31 protein-coding genes are annotated in these 25,819 nt (G+C 42.2%); 12 read left to right on the top strand and 19 right to left on the bottom strand.

Annotated elements, in window-relative coordinates:
• Positions 1-644, bottom strand: a 644-nt coding sequence (locus A3774_RS15525; RefSeq protein WP_067869767.1) for a cation diffusion facilitator family transporter, incomplete at its 3' end; no start/stop codon positions are given.
• A gap of 95 nt (positions 645-739) precedes the next feature.
• Here A3774_RS15525 and cadR point away from each other — a divergent pair.
• The 4 genes from cadR to A3774_RS15505 all read left to right on the top strand — a co-directional run bounded on the left by cadR (position 740) and on the right by A3774_RS15505 (position 3,059).
• Complete coding sequence (cadR, locus tag A3774_RS15520; protein ID WP_067869764.1) at positions 740-1,147, top strand: Cd(II)/Pb(II)-responsive transcriptional regulator; 408 nt, start codon at positions 740-742, stop codon at positions 1,145-1,147.
• A gap of 363 nt (positions 1,148-1,510) precedes the next feature.
• Positions 1,511-1,897, top strand: coding sequence for a hypothetical protein (locus A3774_RS15515; protein ID WP_067869761.1), 387 nt, complete (start codon positions 1,511-1,513; stop codon positions 1,895-1,897).
• Positions 1,898-2,280: 383 nt separating this feature from the next.
• Positions 2,281-2,535, top strand: a complete 255-nt coding sequence (locus tag A3774_RS15510) for a hypothetical protein (RefSeq protein WP_067869758.1) — start codon at positions 2,281-2,283, stop codon at positions 2,533-2,535.
• A gap of 113 nt (positions 2,536-2,648) precedes the next feature.
• Positions 2,649-3,059, top strand: a complete 411-nt coding sequence (locus tag A3774_RS15505; protein ID WP_067869755.1) for a hypothetical protein — start codon at positions 2,649-2,651, stop codon at positions 3,057-3,059.
• Between the two features lie 90 nt (positions 3,060-3,149).
• Here A3774_RS15505 and A3774_RS17220 read toward each other — a convergent pair whose 3' ends face one another.
• Positions 3,150-3,356, bottom strand: a complete 207-nt coding sequence (locus tag A3774_RS17220; protein ID WP_075107999.1) for a GDCCVxC domain-containing (seleno)protein — start codon at positions 3,354-3,356, stop codon at positions 3,150-3,152.
• 130 nt (positions 3,357-3,486) lie between these two features.
• On the opposite strand from A3774_RS17220, the gene A3774_RS15500 reads away from it, so the two are divergent.
• From A3774_RS15500 to A3774_RS15465, 7 genes are all read left to right on the top strand, one after another.
• The gene (locus tag A3774_RS15500) at positions 3,487-3,867 is read left to right on the top strand and encodes a hypothetical protein (protein ID WP_156473734.1); all 381 of its coding nucleotides are present in this window, start codon (positions 3,487-3,489) and stop codon (positions 3,865-3,867) included.
• Positions 3,868-4,032: 165 nt separating this feature from the next.
• Complete coding sequence (locus tag A3774_RS15495; protein ID WP_082792467.1) at positions 4,033-4,692, top strand: HupE/UreJ family protein; 660 nt, start codon at positions 4,033-4,035, stop codon at positions 4,690-4,692.
• A gap of 11 nt (positions 4,693-4,703) precedes the next feature.
• Complete coding sequence (locus tag A3774_RS15490; protein WP_067869749.1) at positions 4,704-5,303, top strand: hypothetical protein; 600 nt, start codon at positions 4,704-4,706, stop codon at positions 5,301-5,303.
• Positions 5,304-5,336: 33 nt separating this feature from the next.
• A complete protein-coding gene (locus A3774_RS15485) occupies positions 5,337-5,675 on the top strand; it encodes a DUF6488 family protein (protein WP_067869746.1) in 339 nt (112 codons plus the stop codon).
• Positions 5,676-5,753: 78 nt separating this feature from the next.
• Positions 5,754-6,095 carry a DUF3147 family protein gene (locus A3774_RS15480; protein WP_067869770.1) on the top strand — a complete coding sequence of 114 codons (342 nt, stop codon included), beginning with the start codon at positions 5,754-5,756 and terminating at the stop codon, positions 6,093-6,095.
• A gap of 269 nt (positions 6,096-6,364) precedes the next feature.
• Positions 6,365-6,772: a hypothetical protein gene (locus A3774_RS15475; protein WP_067869743.1), complete on the top strand. Its 408-nt coding sequence runs from the start codon at positions 6,365-6,367 to the stop codon at positions 6,770-6,772.
• Between the two features lie 98 nt (positions 6,773-6,870).
• A protein-coding gene (locus A3774_RS15465) for an IS3 family transposase (RefSeq protein ID WP_156473733.1) occupies positions 6,871-8,030 on the top strand; the annotation gives its coding sequence in 2 pieces (ribosomal slippage) (positions 6,871-7,120 and positions 7,120-8,030; 1,161 coding nt in all).
• Positions 8,031-8,074: 44 nt separating this feature from the next.
• Here A3774_RS15465 and A3774_RS15460 read toward each other — a convergent pair.
• From A3774_RS15460 to A3774_RS15390, 15 genes are all read right to left on the bottom strand, one after another.
• Positions 8,075-8,533, bottom strand: coding sequence for a hypothetical protein (locus A3774_RS15460; protein WP_067869733.1), 459 nt, complete (start codon positions 8,531-8,533; stop codon positions 8,075-8,077).
• Positions 8,534-9,002: 469 nt separating this feature from the next.
• Positions 9,003-9,539 (bottom strand): carboxymuconolactone decarboxylase family protein, encoded by a 537-nt coding sequence (locus A3774_RS15455; RefSeq protein ID WP_067869730.1) that lies wholly within the window; start codon positions 9,537-9,539, stop codon positions 9,003-9,005.
• A 14-nt stretch (positions 9,540-9,553) separates the two neighbouring features.
• On the bottom strand, positions 9,554-9,895 hold the full coding sequence (locus tag A3774_RS15450; protein ID WP_067869727.1) for a hypothetical protein: 342 nt from the start codon (positions 9,893-9,895) through the stop codon (positions 9,554-9,556).
• A gap of 2 nt (positions 9,896-9,897) precedes the next feature.
• Entirely contained in the window at positions 9,898-10,527 is a 630-nt protein-coding gene (locus tag A3774_RS15445) for a methyltransferase family protein (RefSeq protein ID WP_067869725.1), read from the bottom strand.
• Positions 10,517-10,873, bottom strand: coding sequence for a DUF2933 domain-containing protein (locus A3774_RS15440; protein WP_075107998.1), 357 nt, complete (start codon positions 10,871-10,873; stop codon positions 10,517-10,519). Before A3774_RS15440 ends, A3774_RS15445 begins: the two co-directional genes overlap by 11 nt.
• Complete coding sequence (locus tag A3774_RS15435; RefSeq protein WP_067869719.1) at positions 10,866-11,234, bottom strand: cupredoxin domain-containing protein; 369 nt, start codon at positions 11,232-11,234, stop codon at positions 10,866-10,868. The genes A3774_RS15440 and A3774_RS15435 overlap by 8 nt, the downstream gene beginning before the upstream one ends.
• A 15-nt stretch (positions 11,235-11,249) precedes the next feature.
• Positions 11,250-13,496 carry a heavy metal translocating P-type ATPase gene (locus tag A3774_RS15430; protein WP_067869716.1) on the bottom strand — a complete coding sequence of 749 codons (2,247 nt, stop codon included), beginning with the start codon at positions 13,494-13,496 and terminating at the stop codon, positions 11,250-11,252.
• Positions 13,497-13,860: 364 nt separating this feature from the next.
• Positions 13,861-14,763 carry a copper resistance D family protein gene (locus A3774_RS15425; RefSeq protein ID WP_067869713.1) on the bottom strand — a complete coding sequence of 301 codons (903 nt, stop codon included), beginning with the start codon at positions 14,761-14,763 and terminating at the stop codon, positions 13,861-13,863.
• 30 nt (positions 14,764-14,793) lie between these two features.
• Positions 14,794-15,141, bottom strand: coding sequence for a copper resistance CopC family protein (locus A3774_RS15420; RefSeq protein WP_067869710.1), 348 nt, complete (start codon positions 15,139-15,141; stop codon positions 14,794-14,796).
• A 12-nt stretch (positions 15,142-15,153) separates the two neighbouring features.
• A complete protein-coding gene (locus A3774_RS15415; RefSeq protein ID WP_067869707.1) occupies positions 15,154-18,294 on the bottom strand; it encodes an efflux RND transporter permease subunit in 3,141 nt (1,046 codons plus the stop codon).
• 9 nt (positions 18,295-18,303) lie between these two features.
• Positions 18,304-20,109 carry an efflux RND transporter periplasmic adaptor subunit gene (locus tag A3774_RS15410; protein WP_075107997.1) on the bottom strand — a complete coding sequence of 602 codons (1,806 nt, stop codon included), beginning with the start codon at positions 20,107-20,109 and terminating at the stop codon, positions 18,304-18,306.
• Positions 20,106-21,428 (bottom strand): TolC family protein, encoded by a 1,323-nt coding sequence (locus tag A3774_RS15405; protein ID WP_067869704.1) that lies wholly within the window; start codon positions 21,426-21,428, stop codon positions 20,106-20,108. Before A3774_RS15405 ends, A3774_RS15410 begins: the two co-directional genes overlap by 4 nt.
• A 79-nt stretch (positions 21,429-21,507) precedes the next feature.
• Positions 21,508-21,801, bottom strand: coding sequence for a hypothetical protein (locus A3774_RS16700; protein ID WP_156473732.1), 294 nt, complete (start codon positions 21,799-21,801; stop codon positions 21,508-21,510).
• A gap of 589 nt (positions 21,802-22,390) precedes the next feature.
• On the bottom strand, positions 22,391-23,806 hold the full coding sequence (locus A3774_RS15395; protein WP_067869698.1) for a DEAD/DEAH box helicase: 1,416 nt from the start codon (positions 23,804-23,806) through the stop codon (positions 22,391-22,393).
• Entirely contained in the window at positions 23,803-24,390 is a 588-nt protein-coding gene (locus A3774_RS15390; RefSeq protein WP_067869695.1) for a hypothetical protein, read from the bottom strand. Before A3774_RS15390 ends, A3774_RS15395 begins: the two co-directional genes overlap by 4 nt.
• A 122-nt stretch (positions 24,391-24,512) precedes the next feature.
• Here A3774_RS15390 and A3774_RS15385 point away from each other — a divergent pair, with 122 nt between their 5' ends.
• Complete coding sequence (locus A3774_RS15385) at positions 24,513-24,746, top strand: helix-turn-helix domain-containing protein (protein WP_067869691.1); 234 nt, start codon at positions 24,513-24,515, stop codon at positions 24,744-24,746.
• Between the two features lie 15 nt (positions 24,747-24,761).
• Here A3774_RS15385 and A3774_RS16695 read toward each other — a convergent pair whose 3' ends face one another.
• Both A3774_RS16695 and A3774_RS15380 read right to left on the bottom strand, forming a co-directional pair.
• Entirely contained in the window at positions 24,762-24,923 is a 162-nt protein-coding gene (locus A3774_RS16695; RefSeq protein WP_156473731.1) for a hypothetical protein, read from the bottom strand.
• A gap of 194 nt (positions 24,924-25,117) precedes the next feature.
• Positions 25,118-25,720 (bottom strand): site-specific integrase, encoded by a 603-nt coding sequence (locus A3774_RS15380; protein ID WP_067869688.1) that lies wholly within the window; start codon positions 25,718-25,720, stop codon positions 25,118-25,120.
• Between the last annotated feature and the right edge of the window lie 99 nt (positions 25,721-25,819).

Raw genomic sequence — 25,819 nt, 5'->3', positions numbered from 1 at the left:
ATCATCACCAGCGATTCAGGCTCACTACCGAATACAAAGCGTCTCACCACCTCTACGAGCACGCCCACAGCCAAGATAAGCTGTAGTACACCAGCAAGATGCGCGGCACGTACTTGCATTTTCACGCTATGCCCAACCGCATAAAGGGCAAGTCCGTACACTGCAGCATCAGCAAAATTGTCCAAGGACTCGGCAATGAGGCCGGCTGACTGGGCGATTAGACCGGCGGTCATCTCTACTACAAAAAGGAGTGCATTAATGCCGAGTAACCAACGCAGGGTGCTAGACTCTTGCGCCGCAGTGGCTACCGAGTCCCCAGCGACCTTGAGCGTCTCCAAGTCAGCAGCAACCGTTTCCTGATGCGAGGCGCCTAGTCCCAAGGTCTTTAGTTTTGAAGTGATGGGCTCGACTTCGCCGTCATGCACGACCTTAAGCCGTCGGTTCACCAAGTCGAAGGATAGCGCACGAACTTCCTCAAAGCCGTTCAGGGCTAGGCGAATCATTCTTTCTTCTGATGGACAGTCCATCTTCGGCACGGCGTAAACGCTGACCCATTGCCCCGATGCTTCGGAGGAGGCCTGTATATCGGTATCCGCTGATGACCTTGCATCACCGCCACAGGTGCCACCACAGAATTTGCTCATGATACGACTCCACTTGAACAAGATTGTGTTAACATTTAAAACCATAAAGCTACTATAAGGTCAAGAGAGCAAAGAATCCGGTTGGGAGGAAGCTAATGCGTATTGGTCAGTTGGCGCAATTGATAGGGGTCGAAACACAAACGATCCGCTTCTATGAACAGCAGGGATTGTTGCCACCTACGCATCGGCAGGACAACGGTTATCGTGTCTATACCAAGATGCACGGTGAGCGGCTAGCCTTCATCCGTCGCTGCAGAACTCTGGGCCTGTCACTAGCTGAGATTCACGAACTACAGAGTTACCAAGACGACCCTCATCAATCTTGTATCGCCGTCAACGCCTTGCTCGATGATCACATTGCTCATGTCCGGTCACAGATAACCACTCTGCATGCGCTGGAGAAACAACTAGTTTCACTTAGAGCGAATTGCAACGATAACCGAGAAATCAAGGCGTGTGGAGTGCTTGCTGGAATTAACGAGGGAAACAAACATCAGCAGTAGGTTAGAGTTTCCAAAATGTGTCGGTAGCTAACCTCTCTGTGCCCCCCATTCATATTTCTATAAGAACATTCTTCCCTACCCTTCATTAGAATTCCATTAAGTCAATGCTAAAAACCTATCACTCTCCCAACCAGATTATTAGATTTAGGAAGGTTTGGAACTGAACAGAGTTCCAACGACTTATTTTGGATACCCCTTTTTTATACCCGAAAGTAACAGCCTGTTGAAAAATAATATGAGCAAACTGTAACAAAAGTTTCACCTTATATTTCTTGAGCTTCCAGTGGATGTAAGCCCTATAAATTAGATCAGACAGAATTCATTTTACCTAGCTGTCAGGTAACTATATAGAAGGTGACAAACATGAAGGCTCTTAAATACTTTATTGCAAGTCTGTTATTAACATCAGGAACGACATTCGCGCAAACAGAAACGGTCGACCACAAAATAGACATAACCCACCAAAACTCATCTTTAGTAAAAATAAGAGATATAGAAACAAACAAAGACCTTTTAAACCCAATTCTTCACGGCAGATTAACAAGAAGTTATCTTAGCCGTGATATCGATCCAGGCTTCATTGAAGCAGATATTATGGGTGATAACGGAGAAACTATTGAACGGAAACGCTGGGATCTTGAATATTTATATGATGGTGATAACAGTCGATTCTCCAGCTTTGAAATTTCACTTCCTTCCCCTGTGAATAAGATCAAAGCGATACATATAACACACAAAGGTTACGAATAGTTCTAGTAGCTACAGGAGTCCAAACTGGGGCTCCTGTACACAACAGCTATCACCGATAGCATATGAAAACCGACATGAGAAACCGGTACTGAGTGTCTAAAGAACTGGTGACGATTCAGATAGTCGATTCTAGAGTTATCTTATCCATCCTTCTCCCCTCGGCAATACTGCATTTTCGATAGGTGGTTTAAAACAAACCCCAAATATCTACAGTAGATATGAAGAATATAGCGGAGCAAGATATATAAACACCTCAGCAGCCATTCTATTCATATTTGACCTTCCAGCGACTAGAAGGCCTAGGCTTTAAATATGTACCAAGCCCGTACTTGCAGATCGCAACGCGGTGTCGATACATATATCACTAAATAGGAGATTTAGTCATGAACAATATTCTTAAAATCGCTGTAATACCTTTGCTACTATCTCCAGCTTTATTAATGGCTGATGATGGGGAAGTAGACAAGTTCACTCATGAGTTGTACTCCCTGTCACAAGAAAAGGACATAGAAAGTAAGGAAACTATGGAAAATATAAATAAAGAGATAGAAACGAATCCTACAGCAGCAGGAAATAAGGAAGCACAAAATGACACCTATCAATCGATATACGGTGTAGAGCTTGACGATGCTTCTTAAAATTATAAATAAGCCGCTTAAACAAAAGCGGCTTATTTTTTAAAAAACATGTTGACCTTCCAGTTAGGGGAATATTTAAACTCATTCCTATCAAAATCAAACAAGGAAAAAACATGAAAAAGATTTCTTCAGCAATAATTATTACTGCAGCCCTTTCAATTGGTAATACCGCGGTAGCAGAAGAAAAGCATTATATGATGCACGGTGGCGATGGTCCGCAAGGACACATGATGGAAGGTAAAAATCACAAAGCAGGTATGGACGATAGCCATCCAATAGTTTCTACAAGTGAAACAAAAAAAACGGGTTCCACTAAGGAACACTACATGCCTCATTCAGGAGATGGTCCCCAAGGCCATACTATGAAGGGCGAAAGTCACCCTACAGGCAAATCTACCGAACACGTTGAGCAGTACGGAGATGGTAAGCATACTAAACCCAAAGGGAAACACTATATGATGAACGAAGGTGGCGATGTGGACCCAGGCTACATGATGAAGGGAGATAAGCATCCTGCTAACTAAGGAATTTCTTACTTCTCTAGCAAGGAACCACGCTCTCTTTGCTAGAGTTTCTTTCTAGCTTACCCAATCCACTTAGCTATTTCCCGTTACTCAGCAGTTTTCTCTGCACTGAATAGGAGGGCACGAAATAGTGCTATAAGAACAGAAAACACAGCAATCCCCTTTCAATGGTTTAAGAAGGTAATGGCAATTTACACACTCATAGAACCATTGGCAGGCATCTTCTGGCATTGTTTCCGTTTTGACATAGCCACATTTTGGACAAGTGATAGTTGACTCTAGAATTATCTTACCCATCATTCCCCTCGGTAATCCTGCATATTCAATAGGTAAAATGAAAACAAACCCCAAATACAAAGCAGACATATAGGGTATGTATTTTACATGGTTATTCTGGGGCCAAAGAAATTATGATAGTATATTTCTCATGAATTACAGTTCCTCGCTTATGTCCAATCGCACCTTGGCTGCAATCGCTCTAATGTTGATAGCGGTTTTTTTCTGCCGTGGGGTTTTGGTCGTAGAGCAAAGTGCACATTCGGCGGTTCCAAGTGTTGACCCAGCTATACAGGCGATTGAACACGGACACTACCATGAGCCAGTGTTAGGTCACTTCCATCCTGAAGATGCTGAAATATCTGACGCGAACCACCTGTTGCTTCATGCAATGGGCGTGATTGAAAATCAAATGGCTGTGCAAGTGTTCATAGCAGCTCCAACATCTATTAGATCATCAGAGATTTTGTTCTCTCCAAATATGCCGATAGAGCCACCGCTCTCAAATCTGTTTCGCCCTCCAATAGTTTAACCCACTCAATTTTGTCTCAATTGTGAGTTTATGCGCTGTATTGCGTGGGATTCACGGTGTTCGTGATTTTATAACGGAGATTACAGAGTGTATCTGAAATCATCATATTTTCGATGGAGTTTTCCCCTGTATGCACAGCGTCTATTCCTGTGCTTGTTTGTACTAATGCTATTAATGATCGGAGTAGTGCCTACGGCATTTTCTCATGGCGTGGCAGAAGGCGATGCTCTTTTTATTGAGCAAGCTAGTGGCACACAATTAATTCCTTATATTTACCTTGGCGCAAAACACATGGTCACTGGTTACGACCATCTTTTGTTTTTGTTTGGCGTAATCTTCTTTCTCTTCCGAATGAAGGATGTTGCTATCTATGTGACATTATTTGCCGTCGGACACAGTGTAACTCTGCTGTATGGGGTTCTAAGCGGGACACATGTTAACCCATATATCGTTGACGCGATTATCGGTTTTTCCGTGGTTTATAAGGCCCTCGATAATCTCGGCGCTTTCCAGCGTTGGTTCGGATTTCAACCGAATACAAAAGCAGCAGTACTGATTTTTGGATTCTTTCATGGGTTCGGGCTGGCGACAAAGCTACAAGATTTCACGCTTTCTGAAGATGGACTTGTAGCAAATATATTGGCTTTTAATGTGGGTGTCGAAATTGGCCAGCTAATGGCTCTGGCAGGCATTCTGATTGCTATGAACTTCTGGCGGAAGTCACCTTCGTTTAATCAACATGCATTCTTTACAAACGCAGTCCTGATGGCACTGGGCTTTATGCTCATTGGTTACCAATTAACAGGCTACTGGATTACTGCATAGGAATTATCACCATGAACGATATATCAAATATTAATAAAGACGGATTACCGTCAACGAAAAGCCTGATAAAGGCAACAGTTGCTGCAATGGCTGCATCAGCAGTAATTCTGGTAAGCGCAATATTGCCAGCTGAATACGGTATAGACCCGACAGGAATGGGTAAAGCTTTGGGTTTGAATGTTCTTAATCAGGCTAATGCGTCCGAAGCAGAAACTACTCCTGTTATAAGCCAACCGGTAAATCTTTTGGGAGGAGCTGACAGTCCAGTTTGGAAAGGAGTTGCAGCACCTCGTACTAATACAATGACATTAACTTTGTTGCCCCGACAGGGAGCCGAAATAAAATCACCTATGGATGCAGGTGATAACTTCGTCTTTAACTGGAAAACAGATGGTGGTTTAGTTTATTTCGATATGCATGGCGAGCCACCCAATCCAGCTAAGGATGAGTTCACCAGTTATTGGATAGGTAAAGATCAACAACAGGCAAGTGGTCACTTTACTGCTCCATTTGAAGGAACCCATGGCTGGTATTGGCAGAATACAGGAGCAACACCTGTAACGATCACGCTTACCACAAATGGTTTCTATGGCGATCTCTACATGCCGTAGCACTGACGTTCATGTTTTCACATAGGATTTAAAATGAATACCTCAAAACAATTAATCGCATTTATCATTTCCATTCTGATTTCTACAGTGTCGGTTGCGCACTCGAGCCATGGGCCAAAAGAGCCAATCTCTCAGGCTCAGGCTGAAGTAAAAGCAGAGTTAGTGATTAACCGTCTGATCAAAAAATACAAATTGGATCGTTCATGGAAGGAAGCTCAACTTATTGAGGCAAGCCAGCAGGAGAAAGCACAGGGTAAAGTTTGGATTATCCAGTATACAACCAGTTCAGTAAGTGACGCTGATCGCAAGTCGCTTTATGTGGTTTTGGATGAGATGGGTAATACTTTATCTGCGACGCATTCTGAACCTTGATACATAATAACGTTTGGACTGAGGGTCGTTATTGCGACCCTTATGTTATCTCTGCACCTGTTCTGGCAAGGAGAGATTATGGCTTACTATATAGTGAAAGTGCTGATCAGCAGCATTCTGATCGTGCTCATTTCTGAGATTGGAAAGCGAAACTCAATGCTTGCCGCTATTCTGGCATCGGTTCCGTTGATTTCAGTATTTGCCTTAATTTGGCTCTATATTGATACGCAGGATATTAATCGTATTCGAGAAGTGACAATCAATATTTTATGGCTGATTGTTCCCTCGCTAACTTTGTTTATAGCGTTACCCATTTTGCTTGATCGAGGCATGGGGTTTTACGTCAGCCTTTCCATAGGGATTCTGGTAATGATCTTGAGTTATGTAGCCACATTGGCTATTTGGAAGACTCTAAGTTAACTAGTAATAATGCTCGCTTTTGGCACGGAGCTCGCCCTCTGATCTTGCTTAAGTCCGCCTACCGATCCATTCCATAAGCAATAGTGGTTCTGGGGAAAACCACGCGAACCCTATCATTCACCCCCTATGAATGAACAACCTCTATTTACCTAATCACTGATTCCAATCAAATACTTTTCCATATGAAAAATAATTTGAAAAAACATATTGACCTTCCAGTTAGGGGAATATCTACACTAACTCCATCAACTAACAAAAAGGTGTTCAACATGAATAAACTATATTCCGTATTAATTATTTCTTCCGCTATCGCATTTAGTAATGTATCAATCGCTGGTGAAAAACATTACATGGGACATCCGGGTGACGGTCCACAAGGACACATGATGGAAGGTAAAAACCATAAAGCTGGCATGGACGATAGTCATCCAGTAGTGACTAAAAGTGAAACAAAGAAAGCGACCTCTAGTGACAAACATTACATGGGACATCCGGGTGACGGCCCACAAGGACACATGATGGAAGGCAAAAACCATAAAGCTGGCGCCTCTACCGAGCATGTTGATAAATATGGAGATGGCAAACATGCAAAATCTAAAGGGAAACACTACATGATGGAGGACGGTGATGCCGGTCAAGGTCACATGATGAAAGGAGAAAAGCACCCATCTAACTAAGATTCTACATATCTAGCAGGGACTCAGGCCCCTGTTCTGGTTGAATACACCGGACACTTTAATAAGAGACAATAACCGTCAATCATTGGAGTGTCGTCATGGGTCAGAAACGCAGTTACAAGCAATACCCACAAGAATTTAAAGAAGAGGCTGTTGCGCTCGTTAAGGAACAAGGCTATTCAGTACCAGAGGCCGCGAAATCACTGGGAATCGCTAGTAATGTTTTGTATCGCTGGAAAGATAAAGTTGAGCAGCAAAGACAAAGGGAAGACCTAGCTGAGGATGAGCGATCTGAACTGCAGCGCCTACGCAAAGAAAACAAAGAGCTGCGCATGGAGAAAGAGATTTTAAAAAAGGCCAGTGCCTTCTTTGCCAAAGAAATGAAGTGAAGTACCGCTTCATTCAGGAAAATTCCGGCCTCTATCCCGTGCGGATAATATGTCAGGTAATGAGGGTTAGTAGGTCGGCCTTCTATGCGTGGAAGGCGCGTTCTACACAAATAATTACGGCAGAAGAGCTGCATCTATATCGCAGAACTAAAGTTTTATTTACTGCGAGTCGTGAGAGTGTGGGCAGCCGTGAGCTCGCTAAGAAGCTACGTGCTGAAGGTTTTATTATTACTCGCTACCGAGTGATGAACATCATGCAAAAGCTCAAGCTGACCGTTAAGCAAAGGGTAGCTTACAAAGTAACTACAAAACGTAAACACGGCGATGCTGTAGCGGATAATTTTCTGAATCAGAATTTCAATCCTGTCGATAAGAATCAAGTATGGGCTGGGGACATTACCTATCTGAAAACAGCAGAAGGATGGTTATATTTAGCGGTTGTTATGGACTTGCACTCCCGTCGTATCGTTGGCTGGGCCATAGATAAGCGAATGACTACCAGTTTAATTAGCCGAGCAATGATCAAGGCATACAACGTTAGGCGGCCGCCTAAAGGACTTGTCTTTCATAGTGACCGAGGGTCGCAGTACACCAGTAAGCGCTATCGTGCGCTACTTCAGGGATACGGCATCCGGGCTTCAATGGGTGATGTGGGTGCATGCTGGGATAATGCGGTCGTTGAGCGTTTTTTTGGTAGTTTGAAGCATGACTGGATATTTAAAACCCATCAACCAAGTCGTAACCATATGAAACGTGATGTGGCGGCTTATATGAAATATTACAATTTGGACCGGCTTCACTCATCTAACGATGATTTATCGCCGATTCAATATGAAAACTTAGCAAGTTTAAGTGTCCGGAATTGTTGACCAGAACAAACAGTTTCTCTCATTTTATCAGGACATATTGGACTTTAAAGATCTCCAAAGCTTGCAGACCCTCGCACCATTAACATGGTTTCGTGTTTTTCTAACGATATAAGGTTATCAAACAACTCTTTGCTACGCTCATTTACTGCCCGACCTGCCAGGTATTGATAAAGCTCAATCAGTTGATTATGAGTATTGACCGTGCGGGCAATAATTTGGTCGGTATCTAGTTCTTTGAGATTAGCTTCGCATAGAGTATGCGTCAGGACTGGTGCCTTATCCATGTATTCTAGGCACCATGTATTCAGATCTCTGGGATCAGCCTCTTCTTCGTATCTAGATATTGTTTGGGTTAACTGCTTTTCATGTTCTGAAAGGTACTCCAGTAACATTTTTAGCCTAAGAGATTCAGCCTGCTCAGCACAATGCTCGTAACATTGGGTCATTTGCTGATGGAAGTCTACGATCCAATCAAGGATATCTTTAATCTGTTCTATCTGCATAGCGTAAGCTCCTTGAATTTTAATGCTTCATTAAATTTTTTAAATCTGTCAAGAAGGGCAACGTTTTCAATCTCACAACCCTTCCGAGTCAAAAACAGAAATGAGGTGATCTCCCTCATTTTCAACTCAAATATCAAACATTAATGATGCATATGCATATCTTGCTGAGATTAATGTTCCATCATCTGGCGCATCATTTGGGATCAGTCACAGGCATCTCCATTTTGTATACCCGCCCCTTTTTGATTTGAGTAAGCTGGAAACCCTGCCCCCACTAAAGAAACACTCAGTATTCCTACCATTAAACGTTTCATCACACGCACCTAGATTGCGCTTTCTAAACACTAATTTTCACAACCCTGACTTACGTTAATTCGAATTATGCCTATAACCCTTGCCTTTAAACTTAGACCTTCCAGCTACTGGAAGGTCAATAGGAACTAAGGTTTAGCTTGTATATAGAGGGAGATCAGTTTTCTTTTGATGGCATCCTACAAAAGCCTTGAGAGGGTACGTCGAGCGCACTATTAAACTTGCTCGACATATTTTGAAACGCGATCAGAGCCGTCAGTTCAACAATGCCATCATCATCGAAGTACAAACGCAGTTTATCCATCAAAACGTCTGTCACATGCCTATCGCTGTAGGTTATGGCATCTACATACTCAAGGACCGTTTGTTCATGCTCATCAAATAAAGTGCTTTCATTCCACTTGGTTATATCGCCTTCCCGCTTAGCAAACATATATGAGTTCACATCAACACAAAATTCGCACCAGTTAATCTGAGAAACTCTCACCGTAATCATTGATCTGAGTGAAGGAGATATCGCAGATTTTTTATAATCTAAAGACCCAAATAATAAGGCAACTGCTGCGAACAGACGTGGAACTCTAGCCCAAAGAAGAGCTGGCTTAAGCACCATCCCGTACTTACGGCTCTGGTTCCAAAAAAATGGTCGAAGATAAAAAGGGTAATCTTGAAGTTTTTTAGTATTAATACGCATCACTCTCACCATTATTATTTTTTATGACAGCTCCAGGGCGTATGGGTATGGTTGTCATGTACATTTTGATCTACATACCGATAATAGCTCTCTTTAAATCTTGACCACCAATCTTGACTAATCTCTATGTCATGTTTAGAGATCAGTTTCTCCAAACTATCGATACATAATCTGCTCGCATCATACTCCAAGAGAAACATCTGATTTTCTGGATCAAAACTTACCTCATCAATACCATAAAGCTGATCAATCTCCTCCACAGCAGCACATATGTTCTCCTCCGTCGCCTTATGCACTTTTAGATGCCTTTCAACAAGATTTATTTCTGACACCCCTAAACGATGCTCTTTACTCATGACTATGACCTCGAAAAATTCGGAATAAACCCTGGAGTGACTTCCTTGTATTTCACGTACTCATCACCAAACTCTGTTTGAGCAACTCCTTCTTCATAATGAGCTAAACGTACATAAACGATAACTAACACCGGAAACATGACTAACGTCGGAATTGTTGGCCATTGCAGTAAGAAACCAAACATAATCAAAATAAACGCTACATACTGAGGGTGTCTGCATCGCGCATACCACCCATCTTTAGCTAGACGATGATGTTTCTGAGCGCTGTACAATACATTCCAAGCTGATGCCAAAATAAAAAATCCAATTACAACTAGCGCATTGCTAGCCAAATGCAGAGGATCAAAATGAGGATCGCCTTCAAAACCAAGTAATGTATGTAGCAAGTGACCATTTTCATGGGCCAAGAAGTCTACCTCAGGGTAGATTTCACTCAGCCATCCCGAAAGGAAATAAATACTTAAAGGAAAGCCATACATCTCTGTAAAGAGCGCAATAATAAAGGCTGAAAATGCACCTAAACTACGCCAGTCCATTTTATTTTTAGGTTTAATAAAGCTAAACGCAAAAAAGATAAACACAGCTGAATTGATAATAACAAGGGGCCATAACCCATAATCATTGCTCATGCTTTTGCTCCTGTTGTGCGTTTTCCTCTCTCGCTGTTTTCAACCCCTCAATATAACCTTCACGGTATGCATCATTCTGCTTACTTTGATCAGCAAAGTTTTCAGAATCTAGCCCTTTAGAAACACTTATTTCCTCTATTGGACTCTCATGATGTTTGTGCCCCCCATGCTTATGGTTACCATGCATAAACAGATGCATTAGTGGACACATTAGTAAGATAATGAAAGGCAAATAGGGAAAGATATGCTCCCCATGTTCCACCAATAGTAAGTAACCTGCCACCGCAATCATTAATAATGCAGCAACCCCACTTTTTGAACACCAAAATGAAGACTTCTTATTCATCAGCTTTACCCTCTACGATTAATTCGCCACGGTACATCTGCATTTGGCATGAAAATGGATATGTCCCAGGTTCTAGTGATTCAAGCGATATATCCTTGGTTTTATTGAGTGGCAACTCTTCACTGATTTCTAGATTATTAAATTGAACAATTGAAGAGCATGGTGAGTTATCCTTCCTCAAAAAACTGAGCGTCACCTTTTCTCCTGCCATGACCCTAACTTGTGCAGGGGTATAGACTCCGTTATTGACAGTAATGGGTACCGTGCCTTTTACGACCATCCTGTTTCTGGGCTTATAGAGCCAAAACCACCAAACGATCAAAGAGATCAGAGCAAAGCCCAAAATATTGATTACCAGCATGATATAAGCCTCCTATTAATGATCTGATGCTTTAAATAAGCGAAGTCGATTTGCGTTACTCACAACAGTTAATGACGAGAACGCCATGGCTGCACCTGCGATAACAGGACTAAGAAGCAATCCAAAGAATGGGTACAACACACCTGCTGCGAATGGGACTCCTGCTACGTTGTAGATAAACGCACCAAATAAGTTTTGTTTTATATTTCGTAGCGTAGCTTTACTGATGGCTATGGCATCTGCCAATCCATGCAAGGAACCACGCATCAACGTGATATCTGCACTTTCAATCGCAACATCAGTACCTGTACCAATCGCAAAGCCGACATTTGCTTGAGCTAAAGCAGGCGCATCATTAATACCATCACCTGTCATACCTACTATTTCACCCTGAGCTTGTAACTCTTCAACTTTGATGGATTTATCTTCAGGTAGGACCTCTGCAAAGAACTCACTAATTCCAACCTTCTCCGCTACTGCTTGAGCTGTGGCCCGATTATCCCCCGTCAGCATAACGACACGAATCCCATTGGCTTGTAGACGCTTTATCGCCTCAACGGAGTCATTTTTAATAGGATCAGATACTGAAATAATTGCAGCAAGCTCTCCATTAATTGCCAAATACATTGGCGTTTTCGCTTCAGATGCAACCCTCTGTGCACTCGCTATGTAATGCTCAATTGACACTGATCTTTCATCCATCAGCTTTTCGTTACCAAACAAAATCGAATTACTATCAATACTCCCTTCAACACCATGTCCGGCAATAGCTTCAAAATTAGCAACCTTAGACAATACAATCCCTCGCTCCTGAGCTGACTCAACGATTGCTAGAGCTAAAGGATGTTCAGATCCAGATTCAAGGCTTGCAGCTAAAGAAAGTATCTCTTCTTCCTTGTAGTCACCTGTCACTTGAATCTCAGTAACTTTCGGGCTCCCTTCCGTAATCGTCCCTGTTTTATCCAAAATCATTGCGCTGATCTTAGAAGCAGTCTGCAAAGCTTCACCGTTACGTATCAACACGCCTGCTTCTGCCGCTTTACCTACGCCTACCATCACTGACATTGGCGTAGCCAAACCAAGAGCACAGGGACATGCAATGATTAGAACGGTTGTTGCGGAAACGATAGCGAATGCAAGCGCTGGTGCAGGACCGAAGTTCAACCATGCCAAAGCACTAAGAATTGCGATAATCATCACAACAGGGACAAAGTAGCCCGATATTACATCGGCTAAACGCCCTATAGAGGGTTTCGAATTTTGCGCCCGCTTTACCATCTCGATGATCTGAGCTAAAGCTGTATCCTTACCAACACGTGTCGCTTTGAATATTACTGACCCTGATTTATTAATGGATCCTGCGACAACCTCATCCCCACTTATTTTCTTCACTGGCATGGGCTCACCCGTCAACATGGATTCATCGACTGACGTATTTCCTTCAACCACAACACCATCAACAGGGATTTTTTCACCTGGACGAATTCTAAGAAGGTCTTCAAGCACAACATCCTCTATTGGGATATCAAGCTCTTCGCCATCACGAAGTACACGGGCATTTTTTGGTTGTAAACCAATTAAACGCTTGATTGCCTCTGAAGTTCGGCCCCTTGCTTTGATTTCAAGCGCTAAACCAAGATCTATCAAACCGATAATCATGGCGGTCGCTTCAAAATAAACATGCCTGGCCATCAGAGGAACAGCGTCAGGCGCAAATACAACCACCATGGAATAAATCCAAGCGGTACCCGTACCCAACGCAATGAGGGTGTCCATATTCGCGCTGTGATTTAGAAAAGACTTCCAGGCACCTATATAAAAATGTCGCCCGGAGAAATACATGATGCCTAAGGTCAAAAGACCGACGACTAACCAAGAGATTCGTTCAGGATTGGTTGAGACTGTCATTTCGCCAATGAAGAGCCCATAGAGCATTAAGGGAATACCTAATGCCAGTGCAATCGTCATCTCTTTCATTAAGCGTTTATAGTAAGCAGCCTCTGATTTTTCTTTCTCATCTAACAGTTCGGTATCATTTTGCTTAACGAGGCTCGCTTGATAGCCAATACTCCCAATGGCACCTAGCAATTCATCTTCATTCGCATTTCCTGTAACAAGCACAGTTCTTTGCGCGAAATTCATTGAAGCCGTCTTAACTCCAGATACCTCTGATAACGCGCCTTCTATCTTCCCGACACAGCTGGCACAGCCAGCACCCTCAATCAAAAGGGTTATCTCTTTATTTGGATTGTTAGAACTCATCCTATTCACCTGTAACACACTGTAAGCCCCTAGTTAGAGGCATAAAAAAGCATTTCTGTGATCAGGATAGACCTTCCTCTTAATGTAAGGTCAAGAGGAGTAGGCTCATAAATTTATCAAGGAATAGTGGAAAGAAAGGTGAATCGACCAGCCAACCAAAAAACTCTATTGTTGTTGATCAGCGGGGCACGCGCATGCCCCTATATGAAATATTAAAAGCTACAGATGGCAGTTATTGCAGAAACCAAGAAGTGCCTGCAAGCAACCCAGAACTCATATTTATAAATGTGATAGAAACTGAACAATCTAATCGGATAGGTAATTAATCTGATTAGCCCATCACTAGTGACTTTATCACCCCTACTTAATGAACAGGTCCAACCAAGGTAGTCATCACTGTCGTTATGCCAAAAATTCCAGCACCTATGATTTTTTCTAGAAAAATAGATTTTTTCAGCCCTGCCGCATCCCGAGAATGAAGTAATTGAGGGACTAAATATAACTTGTGAAACGCAGCTAACATTAAGATAGCACCCACAAACGCTAATTTAGTAAGCAGCAGGTTGCCATAAGTATCTGTGAATAAATTATTCCATCCAGTTAATTCATAACTTAAAAATAGCCCCCCACTAAAGAGCACAGCTACTACGAAAACCGCTAGTTGACCAAATCGTTCTAACACTTGATGTGCATCGTTATATTGCAATCGATGACAGATCAACCACAAGGGATACAATGACCCCATCCACCAAGCGGTTAGTAAAATATGAACAGATAACACCAACTGAAATAAAAATGGTTGTTCAACAGCATGGCCCGCTTCAGTAAAGGAAAAAGCAATTAATCCAATAGCGATACAAGCCATTAACACTTCAAACACATTTAGCTTAGCGCCCTCAGCAGGCCGGTATCGTCTGACGAAAACATGTATAAGAATCGTCACAATGAACAGTGAAAAACCTAATATTCGTGTCATTAAGGCATCACCAACAGCGGACTCCCACATCATAGATACCATATCCGGTTCGAACATACCGGTAACACCCTCCTCCAAAGATGCTCCTACACGTACGAAAAAATGAGCCAGAGCCGCTGTTATTCCGACCAATAAGAATAACAGTGTATAGCGTACCAGCGGTTTTTTAAGCTCCTCATGAATCCTCATCAAGTGGAGGCTAGCGGCTCCACCTACAGCGGCAGCCATCCCTAGATACATAATCCAACGGGTTATCAAAATCCAGAATTCCCATGCTGTAAATTCCATCATAGCCTCAACTTAATTTTCAGATACTGGAGATTAATGCTGCATAAAAACGAACGATCCTTTCATCATATGTCCGTCACCACCCATGGCCTTCCAATGCACTTTATAAGCATCTGGTTTCAAACTCGGTATCATCGCTTTAAATGAAGTTCCTGCTTCTTTAGAGCGTTTAAAATCAATTGATACTGGCTTGCCACTAGAATCAACAACTTTGAGACTGACCAATTTCATTGGTTTGGCAAAATTAACTTCAACTCTATCGGTAGGCTCCATCATCATGGCTCCATCTTGTGGATGGCTACCGTTCATCATACCGTGAGCAAACAACGACGAAGATACTGTGAGTGCAGCAATGGCTAGCAACGTTTTGAAATTTTTCATATTAATTTACCTTTATATTTCAGATGATTTAGTTTTAGGAAGCGATTGCCGTTTCCATAAAAAATAGATAGCAGGTAACACAAGAAGAGTCAGAATTACTGCACTGACCATTCCTCCAACCATAGGCGCCGCAATCCTGCTCATTACTTCAGAACCAGTACCCGTACCGTATAGAATTGGAAGTAATCCGAGAATTATTGCAGCAGCAGTCATCATCACAGGACGCACACGTAAACCAGCACCATGTAGAACCGCATGACGCAATGTTTCTTCACGAAGATCTAGTCCCTTACTTTTACAGCGTTCGATGGTTTCCTGCCAAGATTGATTGAGATAAACCAACATAATGACCCCAATTTCAACAGCAACCCCTGCCAATGCTATAAAGCCAACACCAACCGCTACTGAAAAATTAAACCCTTGCCAATACATCAGCCATATACTTCCAACCATAGCGAAGGGCAAAGTCCCCATGATGATGGCAACTTCTGCAAAATTTCGGAAATTTATAAATAACAACACAATAATTATGACAATAGTCAGAGGTACCACATAAGTCAGCTTCTCTTTAGCCCTCAACATATATTCATATTGCCCCGACCAATTAAGAGAATAACCGGCAGGTAAATTTATCTTCTCAGAGACCACTTGCTGAGCATTTTTTACATAACTACCTATATCTACATCAGCAATATCAACAAAGGTCCAGCCATTTAAACGGGCATTCTCACTCTTCAGTCCTGGCGGACCATCTTCCAGATATATATTAGCTACATCACCTAAAGCAATACGTTGCCCAGTTGCTGTGACTATAGGAAGTAATGCCAACTGCTCCGGTGAATCTCGATAATCCTGCGGGTAACGTACATTAATAGGATATCGCTCTAAACCTTCTATTGTGTTCGACACATTCATACCGCCAACAGCGGAAGAAATAACCTGCTGAATATCTGCGATATTAAGGGCATAACGTGCTGCCTTCTCACGCTGAATATCGACTTTGATATATCGTCCACCTGCAACACGTTCAGAGTAGACTGAAGCAGTATCGGGAACATCCTTAAGAATTCTTTCTAGTTGCTCTCCAATATCCTGAATTACATTAAGATCTGGTCCCGCTATTTTGATACCTACAGGAGTTTTAATTCCCGTAGCTAGCATGTCAATACGGGTTTTGATCGGCATCACCCAGGCATTTGTAACCCCTGGAATTTTGACAAGTTGATCAAGCTCCTTTTTAAGCTTTTCTGTCGTCATCCCTTCTCGCCATTCGCTTTTGGGTTTTAGCTGAATAAAGGTTTCTATCATCGTCAACGGTGCTGGATCAGTAGCAGAATCAGCTCTCCCTACCTTGCCAAATACACTCTCTACCTCAGGTAAGGTAGCTATCAACTTATCTGTTTGCTGAAGCAACTGGCGCGCTTTACCAATGGATATACCCGGATAAGTAGTAGGCATATACATAAGATCGCCTTCATCAAGGTCAGGTATAAATTCACTGCCTAGCTTATCAAGCGGCCATAAGCCTACAGCCAGTACTAACACAGCTCCCATTAACGTAGCCTTAGGGAAAGATAAAACCACTTTCAGTGCGGGCATATAACTGGCAGTCAATACTCGATTAAGAGGGTTTTTATCCTCAGATAACACTTTTCCTCGGATGAAATATCCCATTAATACCGGAACCAAAGTAATTGCCAGAGCTGCAGATGCCGCCATTGCATAGGTTTTCGTAAAAGCTAATGGCGAAAACATTCGGCCTTCTTGAGCTTCAAGGGTAAAAACGGGGACAAAACTCACCGTAATAATCAACATACTGAAAAAAAGTGCTGGTCCCACTTCAGAGGCCGAGTCAGCCACCACTTGCCAACGATTTTCAGGTGTCAATTCCGTTCGTTCCATATGTTTATGCATGTTTTCTATCATGACAATGGCACCATCAATCATCGCCCCAATAGCAATAGCGATACCACCTAATGACATAATATTGGCGTTAATACCTTGCAAATGCATGATAATAAAAGCCGTAAGAATCCCAACAGGTAAGCTGATAATGGCAACAAGTGATGATCGAACATGAAAAAGAAAAGCAACACAGACCAACGCGACTACTAAGAATTCCTCCATTAATTTATACCAAAGGTTTTCTACCGCCCGATCAATAAGGCCTGAACGGTCATATACGGTTACTACCTCGACTCCTTCCGGCAAACTGCTTTTCAAGCTTTCTAATTTATCTTTAACACCGTTAATAGTTTTTTGCGCATTTTCTCCAAAACGCATTACCACTACACCGCCGACAACTTCACCTTCACCATTAAGCTCAGCGATACCTCGGCGCATCTGAGGACCGGTACCGATATTTGCGACATCCTTAAGTAATAGAGGAGTACCGTTTTTATTTACCCCCAGAGGAATTGTCTCAAGATCCTCAATACCCTGAATATAACCAGACGCACGTACCATGTACTCCGCTTCTGCCATTTCAACAACAGAAGCACCAACTTCCTGATTCCCCCTACGAATTGCATTCTGAACATGGCTAAGAGGCATGTTCAAGGCGCGAAGCTTTTCAGGATTAACTCTGACTTGATACTGCTTAACCATACCTCCAATAGGAGCTACTTCAGAAACACCTGGTACAGTCTGTAGCTCATATTTCAAAAACCAGTCCTGCAATGAACGTAATTGCCCAAGGTCATTCTGGCCTGTCCGGTCTATCAATGCATAGAGGTATACCCATCCGACACCCGTTGCATCCGGCCCTAATTGAGGACGCGCATTCGCTGGCAGTGATGGTGCTACTTGGCTCAGATATTCCAAAACTCGGCTTCTGGCCCAATACATATCCGTTTCCTCATTAAAGATAACGTATACATAGGAGTCACCAAAGAACGAGTATCCCCGAACTGTTTCAGCACCAGGAACAGATAGCATTGCAGTGGTTAAAGGGTAGGTTACTTGGTCTTCAACCACTTGCGGAGCTTGACCAGGGTAGCTAGTTTTTATAATAACCTGTACATCTGACAGATCAGGAATAGCATCTACCGGTGTTTTTTTCAGGGAATACAAACCCAAACCAATCAGAATAACCGCGGCCAACAACACCATAAAACGATTACAAATCGACCAGCGAATAATAGCTTTAATCATGACAGTTCCTTATTCACTTTCCGGTAAGTAAAAATCAGTGATTTCATAGCCGCCTTGTTCATTACGGCTTACTTCAAGGTGAAGAGGACTCCCTGTAGGCAGTTCATCAAGAACAACCCATTCACTAATCTGAAAATCCATCACCATTTGAGGCCACTGCCATTCAGGAATGGCATCATGTTTCACATTGAGCTTCACCGCTTCTGCATCCACACTATTCACAGTCGCTTTAACCCAAACGCTCGAAGTTGGTTTAGATTCTGACTTTGAGTTTTCCATACTTGAATTTTTCTGACGGTTGGTAGCCGTTTTAGGTGTGTTTGAATCGTCCTCCTCATTTTCCTGATCAGAAATATGGATCTCGGTGATAATGTATTGATTTTGCTTATCATGGGTTATTTGAGCATGAGCTAAAACACCAGCCTTAATGCCATCCATTTCAAGATAGGGGCTAAGCTGAAAGTCCATCGTCATTTGTGGCCACTGCCAATCTTCAATAGCAGCATGATCAACATTCACTTGCATTTCATCAGCATCTACACTGTTAAATACAACCTCGACCCAAACCTGATTTGGCTTATTTTCCGTTTCCCCAACTTGGTGCATACGTTTAAAATCAGAGGCTTTACTAGACTCAGAATCAATTAAAAATTGTGCAGAAGTAACAACTTCTTCCCCTTCATAAAGACCTTCGAGTATCTCTGTATGCTTTGAATCACGTAGTCCTTTTTTTACCTCTATCGATTTATAACGACCTTCACCTAACGCTAAGACGACCCGATCCTGCTCCGATCCACGTATGAGTGCTTCATTTGGAATCAACAAGCGCTGCTGATCATCCACAGCAACTATTTTCAGTTCAGCAAACATATTTGGCTTAAGCTTATGATCAAGATTTGCAAGCCTTACCCTTACTCTGAGTGTTCGAGTTTTAGAGTCTAAAGTGGGATAAACATAATCCACTGTTCCTAATAGAGGCCTTCCGGGAAGAAAATCCATTTTCACCTCAACTGGCAAGCCTTCCTTGATGAGACTGGCCTGCCGTTCAAATACTTCGGCTTCAACCCAAATCTGATCTAAATTGTTAATGCTCAACAATGTCATTCCTGGCTTAACGAAATATCCGTCCTGAATACTTACGCTATCAGCCACACCTGAAACAGGTGCGAAAAACCTGACGGTCTGAGAGACCTGACGGCTCTTTTTTAATTTCTTAATAAAATTATCCGATACTTGTAGCGATTTAAGACGGTACTCAGCGGCTTGTGCGAGCCTGACGTCTTTTCTTTTCAACCCGAACAACAGTTCTTCCTGAGCATTAACCAGCTCCGGAGAGTACAAATCATAAAGAGCTTGACCCTTTTCAACAGGATCACCTGTGGTATTAATAAAACTTTTCTCTATCCAACCTTCTACACGCGGATGAATATGGGTAATACTTTCTTTGTTATACTGTAAATACCCTACGGTTCTCACATCAGGAGAAAGCTGCTCTCTCTTCACTTTAGCGGTTCTCACGCCTAGATTATTTACTACCTCTGGTGAAATAGAGATAGCACCAGGTCCGCCACCCTTAGCATCATTTCCCTCGGCATATACCGGTACCAATTCCATTCCCATAGGCGACTTCCCTGGTTCATTACGCCGATAATTTGGATCCATAGGAGCAACCCAATATAGCGGTTTAGCCTCACCGGTAGCGTTCCCTGACTCACTGTTAAACTCAGTCATGGAGGCCTGATTCACTCCATACATAACTCCAACCCCCAGAGCCGCACCCATGGCTAACATAACTACGCTATTTACGACTTTCATTGTTCTGTTACCTCAACATCGCCCACTTGGGTTAATAGATAATTCATGACTGTAATTGTTTTCAGCCTTTCAACATGAATGCCCAGCGAAGTTAATTTGGCATCTAATTCGCTAATACGAGCACGCACTACTTCAGCAAACGAACCATCATCTACGGTATAAGCATTGATTGCGGCTTCAGCAGATTCTGAAAATCCGGGTAATAACTGTTGTTCATACAGCCGTTGGCGTTTGTCTAATTTTTCAAGATCAGAATGTAATGCTCCATAACGGGAATAAAGTTCTCGTAACAACAATAGTCGTTCCGTTTTTAATGCTTCGCGATCAGTTATCGCAGCCTTAACTTCAGAATCTTGTCTAGATGTAGAGAAAACAGGAATATCTATCGTCACTCCCATTGAGAACAGGTCAGAGCGCTCATCACCTACTGCTGTTTTTCCACGAATTCCATAGCTCGCATTGATAATCCATTCAGGTTTGTATTTCTGCTCAGCCAATAGAAGATCCGTACTCGCCATTCCAATGCTTATATCGAATAGAGCTAAACGAGGGTGCTTACTTAAATGTGATATTAACTTTGGATCTAAAGGGGCCATAATGTCCCTAAGTTTAAGCTCCGGAATTTGACCCTTAATTGTTAACCTTGCTGTTCTTGTTTCACCCGCAGGAATAAGCCAAGGCTCTAACTGCTGAAGAGCAACATCTCGTTGCTGTTTAAGCTGGGTCAGGCGATCTTCAAGGTTCACTAATTCTAATTCAGCTCTTACTAAATCCTGCTGACGGGTGCGTCCAAATGCAGCGCTATAACTGCTGGTAGCAACATCATTCAATTGCAAAAATATTTGGTAGTTCTGGTTAATAAGTTCGATACTCTTCTGAGCTTTGATAGCCCTCAGCCAAAGAATAGAAATATCTCTTATCACTGCCGCCCTGCGCTCTTCCCTTAAGAGTGGATGTTGATCGGCTTTTTGTTCTAATTTTTTACCTTTAAGAGACAGTGTTTCTCCTCTAGGTAGCATTTGACTTACGCCAATACTGAATTGGGTCATTGCTTCCTGATCATAATCCAAGGTATCTGTGGGAAGATTCTTAATACCAACATTAAACTTAGGATCTGGAAGACTTTTTATTCCTACACTACGGGCCAAAGCTGATTCTTGTCGGTAGCTATTTGCTAACAACCAAGGATCTAAAGCTAGGGCACTCTCTATGGCTTGCGGCAAAGTAACAGGATGTGTATCTGTCTTTTCTTTAGTTACTGCAACTACAGACATGGAAAAAGGCAGCATAACTAACGCTATACAAACAGAGGTTTTCATTCTCTAGTAACTCTCGTTTAGTTACCCAAATAGGGGTAATTCAATATCTCGGGGCAACGATGCCCCCACACACTTGAAGCTAAACGGGCAGAGTTATAGGTGGGGTATAAGGGGGAGAACTCGCAAGATAATAATAACGATTGAAGTATTTGAAGCCTTCATACCCCAAACGATGAATTTGTGGCTCTATTGAAGACGTTAAAACTCCACTGATACTACAATGCGCTGCAGAACAATCCATATCTGCAGCAACACTATCACACGAATCAGAACTCCCTTCATGATTACAATGCTCAGACATCATAGAGGCAGACATAACCACAGGTCTTAAGTTTTCACCTTGACCAACAGCGGTTATAGATAACTGGACCATATTGATACTACTCAACCAACTTATGGCAAATAAAATCAGAATAGCAATACCAGCTCTCCTATAGCTGGCACGACGGGCATTCTGATATCTGTAAAAATGAGCAGTTCGCATAGAAATTTTCGTAACTGAGTTAGTCAGCTGCATGGTGACCGAGTTTAATTTTATCACTACACATTGTGATATAAACCGCCCCCCCATAAGTATTCCTATAGTCTAAACCTTCCAGTTACCGGAAGGTCAACATCAAAGATAAAAACAAACAGAATTGCAGAGTACCAGCCATCTCTGGTTTAAACTGATACTCAGATATTTACTATTCCCCCCTAATATAATTTTGCTTTAACATCCCTATAGTTAAAGAAATCAGTATCAAAAAGGTGATTGTGAGCCCCCTAAAATTGCAAGATTGAAACCGTCAAACCTGAGAAAATCACTACTCATACCTGAATTGGAATGGCCACCTGTGGTTGTATCGGCGCTAAAATATTTGCATAAGCTTGCAGTATGTCATTATACAAATCTGTATGCTTAGCCGCCTCTATTGTTATAGAGGCGCATTAGCTACACGCATAATTAGAGCTTTCCACCGTTAAGATACTGAAGTAGGAGGTTCATGATCAAATGCATCAACAATACTCTCTCGAAATAACCCTAGAAAACAGAAGGTCTGAAGCTCTTCAATTCCATCCTGAGCAAGATATTGAGAGAGTGTGTAGCTTTCGTCTTGCTCGTCTGACACAGACCACTCCATACCCACTGGCGAAGATTGAACATCATTACTATCCGGCGCCTGCTGGCAAATTCGACTCTCCGATGGAATATCTGCAATAGCTCTAACTACGACCCGCTGATCTGGCAGCTCCTGATCAAGACGATTCGCAAATTCAACTAGCTTAGGTTCAGCAAAAGTATATAACCATGATTCTTGGCTTGATTCTCCATCAACTCTTAATATCCGCCCCAAAACTTGGCGAAAATAGAGCTCAGTTCTCACTCTACTAAGGTGACAGCAGACCTGTAGTCTCGGAATATCGGTACCTTCACTGACCATTCCCACACTTACTATCCAGGCGGTGTCAGATCCTGTGTATTGCTCAATTCTTTGCGAAGCATTTACTTCTTTATAAGTCACCAAAACCGAAGTTTGCTTAAATCTACTCACAAGAAGTCGATGGATATAGGCTGCATGCTCAGTGCAAGAAGCAACAACTAGCCCTCCTGCTCTAGGGTTATGTCTACGTACCTCATTAAGACGCTTGCATCCACGCGAAAGAACATCATCTATGGCATCTTCATCCGAAAGGATATGCTTGTATGACAATAATTTTTCATTCTCCAGCATGTCCCCTAGAGAGTTATAAGATGTTGTTTGGCTGTCCTGGCCGGAAACAGCCACTCCATCATTGTCAACAAGAACAACCTTCGGAATTCGGCAGACACCTTCAGCAACAGCATCTTTCAACCCATACACAAAGTCGCAATGAATTTGTGTATTACCCTCTAAATAGCGAGATAAAACCAGAGGAGCACTATCTGAGCGCCAGGGCGTTCCTGTCAAAGCTAGAGTAAATTCTGCTTTCTCACGGACCTGTCGTAAAATTTCTTCTCCCCATGCATTAGCATTCCCGACATCAGTACCTGAACAATGATGGATCTCATCAAAAATAACCAAAACACGATGGCGTTCTAAAATACTCCAGAAGTCTTCATGAAAGAACAACATACTCTGATAAGTATACGAACCACCTACAGCTCCTATCCTCCCATCAAAGGAACGGTCAAGAACTCGAGAGAAGGTAGCCTTAACGCCTTTCGAAGTTACCACTGACGGAGAAAAACACAAAACAAAATCTATTCGTCCTTGCTCTAAAAGGCGTTGAGATAAAACTGCTGACATGATCGTTTTTCCTGCCCCAGGAGTCGCAAGACAAAGAAAATGATTTTGTTCATAAAAGCTTTGGAGCGCCCGCTTTATACACTCGTCCTGCCACCTCCGGAGATTCATGAAGTCGTAGCTTGATAATGCTCAAGCGCAGCTTCAATGGCCCGTAACTGACCTAATAGCTTTGAGCTGGACTCAAGCGCTCTTTGGTATCGCGGCTGTAAGGCTTCACGAAGAGACGGATATACCTTAAAAAGCGTTTTATATTCTTCGGACTCACCAACCGAGGACAAAAGGTCAACATGACATTGCTTTGCTCGATTCTTCAATTCACTTATAGAGGATTGCGTTGAACCATCAGACCTAACCATCGTACTAGCTACTTCGAAACCAGATACCACTTCAGGCGTCATTTTTAGGAAAGGGCCATCACAAAATTCGAAACTAATATCTACAAAATTAGAGACCTTCGTGTAGACAGTCATTCGCGGATTCTTTTCCTTTTGCCGCTTCAACAACTCATACTTAACTAGCCTATCAAGTTGACGATAGATCCATTTCTGAACGTCTTTATTTTTCTGTTCGCAACAAACGCCTAACTCGTGACAAAAAGCTTCTTTGAGCTGTCTAGCAGTAAACGGTTCACACTGCATAGAGCTCAGCACATTGAACAAATTTTCATCAATTTTATAGCCTACTTTTAACATCAATACGGCAACCTTTAATCATAAGCGGAAAGATCAAACCAATTACCGCAAAAATACGGACTATAATCCGTGGCTAATAAAGCATCAACTAAGGATAGTTCTCGTTTCATGTGAGACGAAGAATGAATGAATTAGCAACCCAATTTGGAAAAAACGTTCGTAGAACCAGAAAAGCTAAAGGAATAGCTCAAGAGAGGCTTGCTCTTTTGACCGGTATTGATCGAAGCTACGTGGGAAGAATTGAGCGTGGTGAGGTAAATATCACTTTAGAAAAGGTCTATATAATATCAGCTACTCTGGAGTGTGAACTTTCAGAGCTTCTACCAACACCTGTACAAAAATTCCTACCACAATAGGAACTCCGATTTTTATCAATAATATTGACTCCTATCGGTAAACGCTCGACTTAATATGTTCATGACTAAAACGCCAACATCAAAAGTGCCATTAAACCGCTCATTTATGATCGATTTATAACGCGCAAGAATCTCTCTCGTCAACATTCCTTGCTTCCCTGAATACCGTTTATCCATCTAGCAAAACCTGACACCCTCATACATCAATTAAAATAGATATTCCGCCCCCAGAAAGAAAATTTCAAAAGCCAACCAAAGAGTTAAGCAATGCTTGGTTTTCCTCTTTCCGCAGATCCGTTATGAGATCATCGCCTATGTAACGATGAACTAAGTGTACATAATATTTGTACGTTGTAGACGTATCAGTATGTCTACATCCATTCACGAAGCTCATTATCTATCACCGCATCAAAAACATAAGGTGCATTGAGCATGTTACGAGCTTTCAAAGCTTCTAAAACAAAGTAAGTCGCGAATGAGTGTCTGAACATTTTTGGGATAAGACTATCTTGCGGGAAGCTCGGATTCTTTCCAACCAAACCTAGTTGATAGTTAAGCATTCGATAGGTTACAGGGCGTCCGTCGGACGATAAGAATAAAACTGAATTGGATAGACTATAACCATTCTTCTTTTTAAAGAGTTCCGCTCGTTTAGTACGCAAAGGCATCCAGTAGTCACAGATCCACTGCCAGAAGTATGCTGGAATCTCAATACTCCTATTTTTACCTTTAGAAGCCATATGGAACGGAATGTCACTTTTTACTTCATTATACCTGTATCGCTTTAACCCTAAATTTTCCCCTTTACCTTTATAAGGAACCTGTAGCAGTTCTTTAGGCCTTAAAGCAGTAATCCAAATAAACGTCGACATTACTTTGTAAACTTCATCATCCATCAAATCGAGGGCTATTGAAAAATTTTCTCTAGTAAGGAATTTATTGAGGTCTTTCTTGATATGAGCTTCAGTTCCCACCCCCAATTGAACTTCATTTATTTGTAGTAGCTCAGACTTGATCTGACAGTTACCCGTTTTTTATCTGGTGTCTGTCAGTTTAGATCTGGGCTAAATTCT

Origin of the sequence: Neptuniibacter marinus (assembly GCF_001597725.1) — a bacterium.
GTDB classification, from domain to species: domain Bacteria; phylum Pseudomonadota; class Gammaproteobacteria; order Pseudomonadales; family Balneatricaceae; genus Neptuniibacter; species Neptuniibacter marinus.
This window is presented reverse-complemented; position numbering and strand designations above follow the sequence as displayed.